This is a genomic window from Stagnihabitans sp. (assembly GCF_964946895.1).
The window spans coordinates 40036-51901 of the sequence record NZ_CBBQHX010000013.1; the positions used below are offsets into that span (position 1 = coordinate 40036).

Consider the following 11866-nt stretch of genomic DNA (forward strand, 5'->3'; position numbering starts at 1 on the left):
TGGCCTGCTGGCGGCCCAAAGCGCGGAACCTTCGTGGCATTTGGCGCAGGAATGCCTTGGTTTCGGCAGGGCGCTTGTCTGCCCCGCCCGCGCCCTTCGGTCCGGGGCGATGGTCCGGGCCGGCGGTACAAACCGTCACCAGAATGCCCGGCGCGCTGACAGCCTGCGCCGCCGGGGGTGCCGTCAATGGTTGTGGCGCGGCGGTTTGGTGGCAATCTGGCGGAACGCCTCGGCCCCCTTGATCGTGGCACCGGCGGAAAGCTGGGTGACCGTCTGGCGATAGATCTGCTGCCAGGGTGTCGCAGCAGGGGGCACCGGGGGCAGACCCTCGGCGCGGCGGGTGGCAATGTCCGCGTCGGGCACCAGCGCGTCGCAGCGGCCGGTCGTCAGGTCGATGCGGATCCTGTCGCCGGTGCGCAACCAGGACAAGCCGCCGCCCGCCGCACTTTCCGGCGAGGCGTTCAGGATCGAGGGGCTGTCAGACGTGCCCGATTGCCGCCCATCGCCCAAGGTTGGCAGGCTTTTCAGGCCGCGCTTGAGCAGGTGATCCGGCGGCTGCATGTTCACCACTTCGGCCGAACCGGGCCAGCCCAAGGGGCCCGCGCCCCGGATGACAAGGATGGTATCCTCGTCAATGCCGGTCGCCGGATCGTTGATCCGGTGGTGGTAATCGTCCGACCCGTCGAACACCACGCAGCGGCCTTCATAGATGTTCTCGCGGCCCGGAACCTGCAGATAGCGCACCCGGAAATCGTCAGAAATCACGCTCATCTTCATGATCGCAAAGTCGAAGAGGTTGCCTTTCAGCACCATGAACCCTGCCTTTTCCTTCAGCGGCGCGGCGTAGGGCAGGATGACTTCGCGGTCAGAGGCCTCGCGGCCTGCAAGGTTTTCGGCCATGGTGCGGCCTGTCACGGTCCGGCAGGTGCCGTCCAGCTTGCCCGCCTGCAACAGTTCCCACATCACGGCAGGCGTGCCGCCCGCCCGGTGGAACCGTTCGCCAAGATAGGCCCCCGCCGGTTGCACATTGGCCAGAAGCGGGATGTCGAACCCATGAGTTTGCCAATCCTCGGGGTAAAGCTCCACCCCCGCGTGCAGGGCCATCGCGGCCAGATGGGGCTGGGCGTTGGTCGATCCACCGATGGCGGAATTGGTGCGGATGGCGTTCAGGAAGGCGGCGCGGGTCAGGATGTCAGAGGGTTTGATATCCTCGCGCACCAGTTGCACGGCGCGCAGGCCCGTGCGGTAGGCCATCTGCGCCCGTTCGCGATAGGCGGCAGGAATGTTGCCGCAGCCGGTCAGCGACATGCCCAAAGCTTCCGCCAGCGCGTTCATCGTCGAGGCGGTGCCCATGGTGTTGCAATGGCCGATCGACGGGGCAGTTTCCATGGCGACGGCCAGAAATCCCGCATCGTCGATCTCGCCCGCCGCGTGGCGCTTGCGGGCGGCCCAGATCGCCGTGCCGGATCCCGCCAGCTTGCCTTCGTGCCAGCCGTCCAGCATCGGCCCGCCCGACAGGACGATGGCCGGAATATCGACGGTCGATGCGGCCATCAGCGCCGAGGGCGTGGACTTGTCGCAGCCGGTGGTCAGCACGACGCCGTCGATCGGATAGCCGTACAGCACTTCGACCAGCCCCAGATAGGCCAGATTGCGGTCCAAGGCCGCCGTCGGGCGCTTGCAGTTTTCAAAGAGCGGATGGGTCGGAAATTCGATGGCGATGCCGCCCGCGTCACGGATGCCGTCCCGGATGCGCTTGGCCAGATCCAGTAGGTGGCGGTTGCAGGGCACCAGATCGCTGCCCGACTGCGCGATGCCAATGATCGGGCGGCCTGAACGCAGCTCCTCGGGTGTCACGCCCTGGTTCATGAAACGCTCCAGGTACAGCGCGGTCATGTCGATGCGGTCGGGGTTGTCGAACCAATCCTGCGAGCGAAGGCGGCGGGGCGGACTTTGGCTTTGGTCGCTCATGGCAGGGGTCTTTCCAAAATGGGGCGCGGCGGGCGTTTTGGGCCAGGGGTGCCTTGGGCAGGATCGGTCAGGCGGGATCGCGGCTGGTCCTGACGTTTTAGGGCGGCATCGACGGCGCTGGCAAGGGGCTGGACTGTGCTGCGCGCCCAAGGGGCGATCCTGCTGGCGAAGGCTTGTCCCCGGCAGGGCTTGCGGCATAGCTTGCGCAGAGGGTCCGGTGCCGTGCCAACGGCAGCCGCAGGGCCAAAGCAGGGGGAGATGGCACATGGCGCAGCAACTTCGGTGGGGCATTCTGGCGACGGGCTGGATTGCGGAATTGTTCGTCAAGGATCTGCTGCTGACCGGTCATGCCGTGACGGCGGTGGGCTCGCGCAGTCAGGCCAGCGCTGACCGCTTTGCCAAGGACTTCGGCATCGGCACCGCCCACGGCACCTATGAGGCGCTGGCGGCCGACCCCAACGTCGACATCATCTATGTCGCAACCCCGCATCCCCAGCACGCCGCCGCAGCCAAGCTGGCACTGCACGCCGGCAAGCATGTTCTGGTGGAAAAGGCCTTCACGTTGAACGCCGCGGAGGCCGCTGACCTTGTGGAACTGGCTCAGGCCAAGGGTCTGGTCGTGCTGGAAGCCATGTGGACCCGCTTCTTGCCCCACATGCGACGCCTGCGCGACATCATCGCGGCGGGCACGATCGGCGAGGTGCGTTCGGTCACCGCAGATCACCGTCAGAAACTGCCCGATGACCCCAAGCACCGCCTCAACGCGCTGGAACTTGGCGGCGGGGCCTTGCTGGATCTGGGCATCTATCCGATTTCGTTCGCCTGGGACGTCTTGGGAAAACCTTCTGTGATCAGAGCCTTGGCGACGTTTCGTGACACGGGGGCCGATGCGCAGGTGGCCACGGTCTTCATGTATGACTCCGGCGCGATGGCCACCACACTGTCGTCTTCCAACAGTGCGGGGCCGAACCGGGCTTGCGTCGTCGGCACCATGGGGCGGATCGAGATTGACCGCACCTGGTATGCGCCGACCAGTTTCCGCGTCTATGACAATGACAACGCGGTGATCGAGACCTTCGATGGATCGGTCGAGGGGCGCGGCATGCAGTTTCAGGCCGAGGAAGTGGAGCGACTGGTCGTCGCCGGTCTGACGGCCGGAGAGATCCTGCCGCCGTCGGAGTCCGTCGCGATCATGGCGACGCTGGACGAGGTGCGTCGTCAGATCGGCCTGCGCTATCCCGGCGAGCATTAGGCGCGCCCCTCCACGCCCTGCGGGACCGGTCGGGGAGGGAGGCGTCTGAGGCCGGGTGCCCTGCGGGTGCCGCCCGGCTTGGCGTTCTGCCAAACTTGCACGGGTTTCCCGGCCGATTTTGGGAAGGCCACTCTGTCGTCGGACCGGCGGTGGGTCCGGTATGACCCCGCCCGCGGCGCGTCCACGGCGGTCAGGCCACCGATGATCTGGAAGGCTTTGATGTCCTGAACCCCGCCATGCGACCACCGGGCGGAACACGGCAGACCCTTTTTGGGGTCGATCGGACCCAGGTGCGCCGTCATGCCAGGGTGAGCTGGCCTGAATGCCTTTTTCCGGTGGGGCAACGGGCGCCAAAACCTGCACAGTCCGGGTCAATGCGCCAACGAGTCAAGCGTTTGGCCCGCGATACGCCGCGCCGCACAGGCCCTTTCAGCCTTTCGGGTCGCCTTCGGCGAATTGGGCCTGATATAGTTGCCAATAGCGCCCGCGTGCGGCAATCAGCGTGTCATGGTTGCCTTGCTCCATCACGGTTCCGGCTTCCATGTAGATGATCAGATCAGCCTTGCGGATAGTCGACAGCCGGTGGGCGATGACGAAGCTGGTGCGACCTTCGCGCACCCGTGACATGGCCTGCTGGACCAGAAGCTCGGTTCTGGTGTCCACGGAACTGGTCGCCTCGTCCAGGATCAGGACGGTCGGGCGCATGAGGAAGGCGCGGGCGATGGTCAGAAGCTGGCGTTGTCCGGCGCTCAACAGGCCATCGTCTGGGTCCAGCAGGGTGTCGTAGCCTTGCGGCAGGGCGCGGACGAACGCGTCAAGATGACAAATGCGCGACGCTTCGAGGAGTTCGGCTTCGCTGGCATCGGGGCGGCCATAGACCAGATTTTCGCGCACTGTGCCCGAGAACAGCCAGGTGTCCTGCAAGACCATGCCGAAATGCCGCCGCAGATCCTCGCGCGCCATCTGGCCGATCTCGACCCCGTCCAGCAGGATGCGGCCCGTGGTGACCTCGTAAAACCGCATCAGAAGGTTGACCAGCGTGGTCTTGCCCGCGCCTGTGGGGCCGACGATGGCGATGGTCTGGCCGGGCAGGGCGGTCAGGCTGACATCGCGGAACAGGGGGGCATCGGGCGTGTAGGAAAAGCTGACGTGATCGAAGGCCACATGGCCCTTGGGCTGGTCGATCCCGGGCGCGTCGGCGCGGTCCGCGGACAGTTCGGCCAGATCCAGCATCTCGAACACCCGCTCGGAGGAGGCGAGGCCGGATTGCACGATGGTCGCCATCGAGGCCACCTGCTGCATCGGGTGGTTGATCTGGCGGACATATTGGATGAAGGCCTGCAACTCTCCGACCGTCAGGGCGCCGGACAGGATGCGCAAAGCGCCGCCGACCACGACGGCAATCAGGCCAAGGTTGCCCACGGCCATCGCCAAGGGCTGGATCATGCCGCCCAGCATCTGGGCGCGAAAGGCGCTGTCGCGCAGGGCGCCATTGACCTTGGCAAAGCTGTCGATCGTCTGGTCGCGGTGGCCATAGACTTTCACCAGAACATGGCCGGTGAAGCTTTCCTCGACCGCGCCGTTCAACGCGCCCGTCAAGCGCCATTGGGCCGTAAAATGTGGGCCGGCTTGGGCAGCGATCACCCGCGTCAGCAGCACGGTCAGCGCCAGCATCGCCAGCGCGATGGCGCCAAGCGTCGGAGAGATGGCCACCATCACCAGCATGACGGCCACAAGGTTCAGCAAGGACATCAACAGTTGGCTGAGAAGCTGTTGCAGGCTTTGGGTGATATTGTCGATGTCGTTGGTGACCCGGCTCAGCACCTCGCCAAAGGGCTGACCGTCAAACCACGCCAAGGGCAGGCGCGAGAGCTTTTGTTCCGCCATGTCGCGCAGGCGGCGGCTGAGATCCTGCACCAGATCGTTGACCAGCCAGGCCTGACGCCAGTTGAAAAGCGCTGCGGCAAGGAACATCGCCGCCACCAGTGCCAGATGCCGGGCCAGAACGCCCACCTGCAGGGGCTGGCCGGCGCTGATGTCGGCAATGACGCCATCGGTTGCCCGACCCAGTTGCCAGGGGCCAAGCGAGGACAGCGCCACGCTGGCCACCGTCATCGTGACCGCGGCCACCATGCGCCAGCGCGACTGCAGCAGGAAACGCCCCACGCGGCGCAGGGCGGCGCCGCTGTTGCGCGCCTTGGCGCCTCCGGCCAGTTGGGCGGCCATCATGCCGGGCGCCCCGGGGCCGCGTGCCATCGGAAGGGGAAGCGGCGCGCGGCTCATGCAGCGTCCTCGGATCCGGTTTGCGAGGCGACGATTTCGGCATAGGCGGAGGAGGATCGCAAAAGCGCCTCGTGGGTGCCTGACGCGGAAATCCGGCCGGCTTCCATCACCAGAATCCGGTCGGCATGGCGCAGCGAACTGACACGCTGGCCAACGATGAGCGTGGCCGCGCGCCCCGTGGCATCCCGCAGGGCGGCGCGCAGACGGGCGTCGGTGCCAAAATCCAACGCCGAAAAACTGTCGTCGAACAGGTAAAGCCCCGGCCGCCGCACCAAGGCCCGGGCAATCGCCAGCCGCTGGCGCTGCCCGCCCGAGAAATTGGTGCCGCCCTGTGCCACGCTGGAGTGCAAACCGTCCGGCAAGTCGCGCACGAAGTCCACCGCCTGAGCAATCTTCAGCGCCGCCCACAGGTCAGCCTCGGTCGCAACGGCTTTGCCAAAACGCAGGGTCTCGGCCAGCGTGCCGGAAAACAGATAGGCCTTCTGCGGCACAAGACCGATGTGCTGCCACAGCGCTTCGGGGGCCAGATCGCGCAGATCGATACCGTTCAGGGTGATCTGGCCCGAGGTCACGTCCCGCAGCCGCACGATCAGGTTCAACAGGGTGGACTTTCCAGAGCCGGTGGCACCGATGATGCCCACCACCTCTCCGGGGGCGATGCTGAAGCTGATGTCCGACAGGACGGCGGCTTCGGCCCCCGGGTAGTGAAAGCCGACGTTTTGCACCTGCAGCGTGACCTCTGGCGAGGTCAGGGCCCTGGGCTGTGCCGGCGTTGCAAGCGAGACCGGAGTGTCCAGCACCGCACCGATCCGGCGCGCCGACACCAGTGCCCGCGGGGCTATGGCAAACAGCATCGCGGCCATCATGACCGAGAACATGATCTGCGCGATATAGGACAGGAACGCCACCTGCGCGCCGACCTGCAGGGTGCCTGCGGCAATGCGGGGGGCGGCGAACCACACCACGGCCACGCCGGTCAGTTGCATGACCGCCAGCACCGCCGGCATGTTCAGCGTCATCAACCGCCCGCTTTGCCGCGCGGTTCCGGTCAAGGCCGCGTTGGCCCGGCCGAAACGCGCCTGCTCGGCTTGGTCACGCACGAAGGCGCGGATCACCCGCAGCCCGGTGATCTGCTCGCGCAAGATGGCGTTGAGCCGGTCGATCTGGCGTTGCATCACGCTGTAGAGCGGCAGGGTTTGGGCCAGAAGGCCGCCGATGATCAGGGCCAGACCCGGTACGCTGACCAAAAGCAATGCAGACAGCCGCGCATCCTCGTTGAACGACATGACCACCCCGCCAATCCCCATCAGGGGGGCCATCAGGATCATGGTCAGGATCATCGTCAGCATGGATTGCAGTTGCAGCACATCATTGGTGCAGCGGGTGATCAAGGAGGGCACGCCCAGCCCCTGAATCTCGGCCAGCGCCAGCGCGTGGACCTTGCGAAACAGCGCGTCGCGCAGATCATGCCCGACTTGCATGGCCACCCTTGCGCCGATCCAGGTGGCTGTCATCGCCAGCACCAGTTGCAGCAGGGCCGCCCCCAGCATCAGGCCGCCCGTGTGCAGCACGGCCTGACCCGTGGCATCGGCAAGGCCGGTGTCGATCACGCGCGCGCTCAGGCTGGGAAGGGTCAGGGCGGCAAGGGTCTGGCCCGCCTGACACAGGACCAGAACGGCGATCCAGACCCGCTGGCGGTGCAGCAGCGATTTCAGGTTGGCGGGCCGATCAGAGGTCATGCGTCACAAACTGCCCTATCGACGTGAGGTGCAAGACCCACTGCTTCTTCAGACCCAATTGCGGTGAGGATGCACCCGCTTACATCGACATACAATGGCCGCCATCCCCCGGCCCGGTCAGCAGGCCGTGATCGGGCGATCGTTTGCCGGGCATGGGATCCCCGAGGCATTGGTGGCAGGACACGATCCACATCAGTGCGCGCCTTGTGCCATATGCTATGGCCGGACCTTATCCAGCAGGAGATGCCCATGATTGCGCTTCCCTTTGACAGTGCCGAAATCGAGGAACTGGTGTTGCGATTGAATGCCGTGACGGCCAAAGAGGCGACGGATATTCCCGACCCTGGCGGCAATGCCTCGGATGACGAAGTGGCCGAAACCTTGCAGGACACTGCGGGCGATCTGAGCCGGGATGAGATCACGCAAGAGATCGAAAGCATGAATGACGAACAGAAGGACGGGCTGGTGGCGCTGTTCTGGATCGGCCGGGGCGATGCCGAGCCCGAGGAATGGGAAGCCACCAAGGCGCTGGCCCGCCAGCAGCACGACGGGCTGGTCAGTCGCTATTTGCTTGGTCAGCCCGACGCCGGAGAGTTCTTGACCGAAGGGCTGGAAAAGCTTCTGGAATTCGGGGTCGAGTAGGCTTTTCGCGGCCATCGGGGTTTGAACCTTGCAACGGCATCCGACCGGTTCCTGATGGACCGATCCGGCGGGAGGCGTGATGGTGGGCCGCCGTGGCCCATTCGGCAGCCCTTGCACTGGCTATGATAGGTTCGATGTCGCGATAGCAGATGGCGGGGTGCGGAGCGATCAGGCGGTCACCCTGACCGAACCGTTTGTGCCGCCCTGTTCCGGCTTGGCAGGCGCGCGGATAGACGCCGCGCTGTTGCAGTTCCGGTACCCGAAGATCGACGACGTCCTCGAACGTCTCTTGCGCCGCGACGTAAGCGGGGTTGAATCCATCCACCCCGGACTTTTTGCCGCCCAGTCCTGCGATTGGTCGGCCACCGTGGTCGCACAGCCGGCAAACACCGGCCGCAGCCCGTCGATCCCGGCCCTTTTGGTCAAGTCCTTCAACGTCCAGCTTTTGCCCTGCGCAGGGTGATCCAGTCGTGAGCGGATGCCGTTTGTCCCGATCTTGCGGATCGGGTCGTTGGGGGCATAGGGGCCGAAATCCAGCCCGTTCCAGCCCGAAACGATAGTCAGCGCCCGGTCATAAACGGCATATTCGGCAGCGCGGGCCGCCTTGGCCCGGGCCTTCTCGTCCGCCTTATCCAAGCTGACGGTGGTCAGGTTGCAGAGCTTTATCTCCTCGCGGCGCCTGCCGCAGGCCTGCGCCTGCTTGATCCCGGAGTTTGATGGAGCATTGTTTTCCCCAGCATGAAGGGTGACGCCGACCGGCCCGATATGGGACAGCAGGGCGCCGGTGGGCGAGGAGGGGGTCTGGAAATCGACCACGTTCTTGCCGCCAAACTCCGAGAATGCGTTGCCAAAGCGGATGCCCGTCAGAGTCCAGTCAAAGACCATCTTCTTTTCGGCGTCTGTGGCGTCAAGGTCGATCAGGTCGACGATGGCCAGATGGTTCGGCACGATCTGCGCCACCGCCGGGTCGCCCAAGGCCACGATCGAGATGACCTTGGTCAGGGTCGCATGGCTCAGCCCGGGGCCGCCATAGGCATTGGGCGCCTGCAGGGACCAGATGCCGTTTTGCGATTAAAGATCGAGCTCGCAGCGGCAGCAGGACCTCGCGGTCGCGCAGGGCGGCTTTCTTGGCGCATTCTGCCGTCAGACCTTGCGCCACGGCAATCGCTTCGGCCTCGTCCTTCAGGATATGCGCCGGCGTGGTCGGACCTGGGCGCGGCTGGACCGGGTCGCCGGAGTTGACGCAGGGATCGAGGGTGTCGTCGATCTGGTTTTGAGTGAGAGACCCCATGGTTTCGTCCTTTGCCTGAAGTCTGTTTGCAAGGGTGGGCCAGTTGCCCTCGTCGCCGTCCAGACCCGCGTAGCGCCGCAGTTGAGCGCGCAACGAGCTGCGGGGGATTTTCTTGTTCGGGCCTTTTCGGCGCGAAGATTCCGTGGGGCAGGGCGCGTGCCCGAAGAACTTGGCGGCCTGGGCGCCTTGTTGGTACAGCAGGTTGATCTGCCGATTGATCTGGCAGAAGCCGACACCAACAATCGCTCAGGCCCTGCGAAGCCGTTTGGCGCTGGTCGAAGACCGTCTGGTTGCCCCCCGGACGCAAGGTGCCCACTGGCTGAAGCGGTTCGGCAAGGGCTGGACGGAAATGGGCTCTGTCAAGAGCGGAGAGACGATGACCAAGGTCACCCCGGAGGGAGACGGCTACAGAGTGGATGGCGAGACGTATTACTCCGCCGGCACGATCTTCGGCGAGTGGATCGACACCTACGCCACCTGCAGCGACACCGGCACGCCAATGATTGTCCTCGTGAACGTCAAGCAGCCCGGCGTGACGATCAGGGACGACTGGTCGGGGTTTGGCCAAAGGTTGACCGGCACTGGAACCACGGTGTTCAAGGGCGCCAAGGTTGACCCCGATGGCCCGGTGCCGTTCGAGACGCGCTTCCGCTCTCAGACGGCTTTCGATCAACTGGTGCTGAATTCGGTCCTGACCGGCGCTGCCCTGACTGCGGTGCGCGACGTGTCCAGGCTGGTGGCGACCCGCAAGCGCACCTTCTTGCAGGGCAGTGGCGGCACCGCCGGGCTTGTGCGCAATGACCCGCAGATCCTGCAGGTGATCGGCAAGGCCCGCGTCTTTGCCTATGCCGCCGCGCCACGCTGGAGGCCGCCCGCGCCGCCGCCCGCGCCTGCGAGACCTCGCAAGGCAGTGACAAGGCCCCCGATGACGCCGCCAACATCGAGGCCGATTTGCAATCGGGTGCGGTACAATCTGCGGCGATCGATCTGGCTCTGCGGGCGATCAGCGATGTGTTCAACGCCTTTTGGCGCGTCGTCCAGCGATGTGTCGCTGGCGCTGGACCGCCGCCCTGCCGCCCAACGGGGCCGGTTGCGAGAATGACATTCGTCGCCGCATTCGGCGCACCGAGAAGCTGGAATTTGCCCCCGTTCAGCCGATGGCCGCCCGGTTCATCCTTGCGCAACCGGGTGTGGTTGATCTTGGCAAGTGCCACGCCATGGTCTGCGGCGGCATTGCGCAGGCGCGCGCTGGCCACGACGGCGGCATACCACCGCGCAAGCTGGGTGGAGGACAGAAGGCGGGCAGGTGTTCGACCATGGCGTGGTCGATGGTCGAGACCTGCCCCACCCCTCTGCCCCCGCGGTACAGGAAGTGAGATTTCCATCGTGGCGGCAAGGCGCAGAGGCAGGCCGCCCTGCCTTGCCGGGACATTGCAGCCAAAAGGCGCGAGAGGGTGATGGCGCGCCATGGCTGCGCGCAGTCGCGTGACAAGGGCAAGGGCGCGGTTGAAGGCATCGCTCCCCGCAGTGGGACCCGCTTGCGCCAAATCGGTATGGCCTGCGCCAATCCAGCCGTCTGAGATCGGGTGCTGCGGCAAGCTTGGCCCAGTGTCGGCCATCGTTCGCCGGGTATCGGCAGCGATGGCTTTGGCGGTGGCCAAAGGGTGCGAGACTGCAGGAAGGGGTATGAGACGGGTCAGGATACGACCTTCGGTCAAGGCGGCCGGGGGTGGGCGCGCTGGATGGGGAGGCTTTCAGCGTGAATCCTCCATCCGCGTTGCATCCATGGCAAACCGCAAATCGCCGCCGCTCAGAACCGGGGCGCACCGCCCGTCGACGTCATCCTGCCCCCGTGCAGGCATGCCCCGCCGCATGTCCTTCAGGTCCGCTGCAGCGCGGATGCCACTTTCAGGCAGGGTTAAGTTGCCATGTACCCGGTCTTGCGCGCCAATTCCGCTGGCCTTCCCATCCGCCCCCACCGCAGACAGATCAGCGTCGGAACGTGGTCGCCGAAGCGAAAGGCGTTGGGGCAGGCTGTGCCGGTCGGGCGACAGACGCACATCAGGGTCGGTGGAGAACGCCCGAGACCGAGCGGCAATTCCATCGCGGGCCCATTCGGCCATGAGCCAACGGTTGCGGATGGCGACCGCGGCGGCGGTGGGGGCCCGGCAGCAGGTGTGCCAAAACGTGCCGGGCGCCATCCCTTGACCCCGATCAGCGGCGGAACGGCGACCTGATCGGGCATGATGGCCGTCCTTCGAGCTCGCCCGGCCATCGAACGAGATCGTCGCGTCGCTCGGGCTGCCGCAAAGGTCACCTGGGTCCGGTCAGACCCCGTGGAACTGTGCGTCGCGCGGGTTGCCAAAGGCGGTGTTGACGCAGCCTTGCAGATCCTTCGGGTCGGGCCGCTGCAGAAGATCGCCGGGTTGATGCCAGTGCGGCAGGTGGTGGCGGCACTTGGGTCGCCGCGAAGCAACTGCCCATCCGGTCGAAATGGGCCGTGGCCCGGAGGGCCTGCGCCCCCGCGCCACAAAGGCCCATGATGCAGCCCGTCTTGATGCGCAACAGATGGGGAGAGGACATCGAGAGCACGATCCTGAAGGGGAAGTTGCGCAGGCCCGAAAAGCCTTGGGGCGGATACAGCGACCGTGGAGGTCTTGTCAGAGGTCAGGGCCAAGGGGGCAGGTG

8 protein-coding genes are annotated in these 11866 nt (G+C 65.6%); 3 read left to right on the top strand and 5 right to left on the bottom strand.

What is annotated here, in order from left to right:
- Positions 1–183: 183 nt before the first annotated feature.
- A complete protein-coding gene (locus AC1Y2B_RS10430) occupies positions 184–1971 on the bottom strand; it encodes an IlvD/Edd family dehydratase (RefSeq protein ID WP_482253020.1) in 1788 nt (595 codons plus the stop codon).
- Positions 1972–2236: 265 nt separating this feature from the next.
- Between AC1Y2B_RS10430 and AC1Y2B_RS10435 the strand changes: the two genes are divergently transcribed.
- Positions 2237–3223, top strand: coding sequence for a Gfo/Idh/MocA family protein (locus AC1Y2B_RS10435; RefSeq protein ID WP_482253021.1), 987 nt, complete (start codon positions 2237–2239; stop codon positions 3221–3223).
- A gap of 429 nt (positions 3224–3652) precedes the next feature.
- Here AC1Y2B_RS10435 and AC1Y2B_RS10440 read toward each other — a convergent pair whose 3' ends face one another.
- Together AC1Y2B_RS10440 and AC1Y2B_RS10445 are read right to left on the bottom strand one after the other, a co-directional pair.
- On the bottom strand, positions 3653–5506 hold the full coding sequence (locus AC1Y2B_RS10440) for an ABC transporter ATP-binding protein (RefSeq protein WP_482253022.1): 1854 nt from the start codon (positions 5504–5506) through the stop codon (positions 3653–3655).
- Complete coding sequence (locus tag AC1Y2B_RS10445; RefSeq protein WP_482253023.1) at positions 5503–7245, bottom strand: ABC transporter ATP-binding protein; 1743 nt, start codon at positions 7243–7245, stop codon at positions 5503–5505. The genes AC1Y2B_RS10440 and AC1Y2B_RS10445 overlap by 4 nt, the downstream gene beginning before the upstream one ends.
- Positions 7246–7494: 249 nt before the next feature.
- On the opposite strand from AC1Y2B_RS10445, the gene AC1Y2B_RS10450 reads away from it, so the two are divergent.
- Complete coding sequence (locus tag AC1Y2B_RS10450) at positions 7495–7887, top strand: DUF3775 domain-containing protein (RefSeq protein WP_482253024.1); 393 nt, start codon at positions 7495–7497, stop codon at positions 7885–7887.
- A gap of 168 nt (positions 7888–8055) precedes the next feature.
- Here the strand turns inward: AC1Y2B_RS10450 and AC1Y2B_RS10455 are convergent, their stop codons facing one another.
- On the bottom strand, positions 8056–8868 hold the full coding sequence (locus tag AC1Y2B_RS10455) for a hypothetical protein (RefSeq protein ID WP_482253025.1): 813 nt from the start codon (positions 8866–8868) through the stop codon (positions 8056–8058).
- Positions 8869–9392: 524 nt separating this feature from the next.
- Between AC1Y2B_RS10455 and AC1Y2B_RS10460 the strand changes: the two genes are divergently transcribed.
- Positions 9393–10280: an acyl-CoA dehydrogenase family protein gene (locus AC1Y2B_RS10460; protein ID WP_482253026.1), complete on the top strand. Its 888-nt coding sequence runs from the start codon at positions 9393–9395 to the stop codon at positions 10278–10280.
- A 652-nt stretch (positions 10281–10932) separates the two neighbouring features.
- On the opposite strand, the gene AC1Y2B_RS10465 is transcribed toward AC1Y2B_RS10460, so the two are convergent.
- Entirely contained in the window at positions 10933–11379 is a 447-nt protein-coding gene (locus tag AC1Y2B_RS10465; RefSeq protein ID WP_482253027.1) for a hypothetical protein, read from the bottom strand.
- Positions 11380–11866 lie beyond the last annotated feature (487 nt).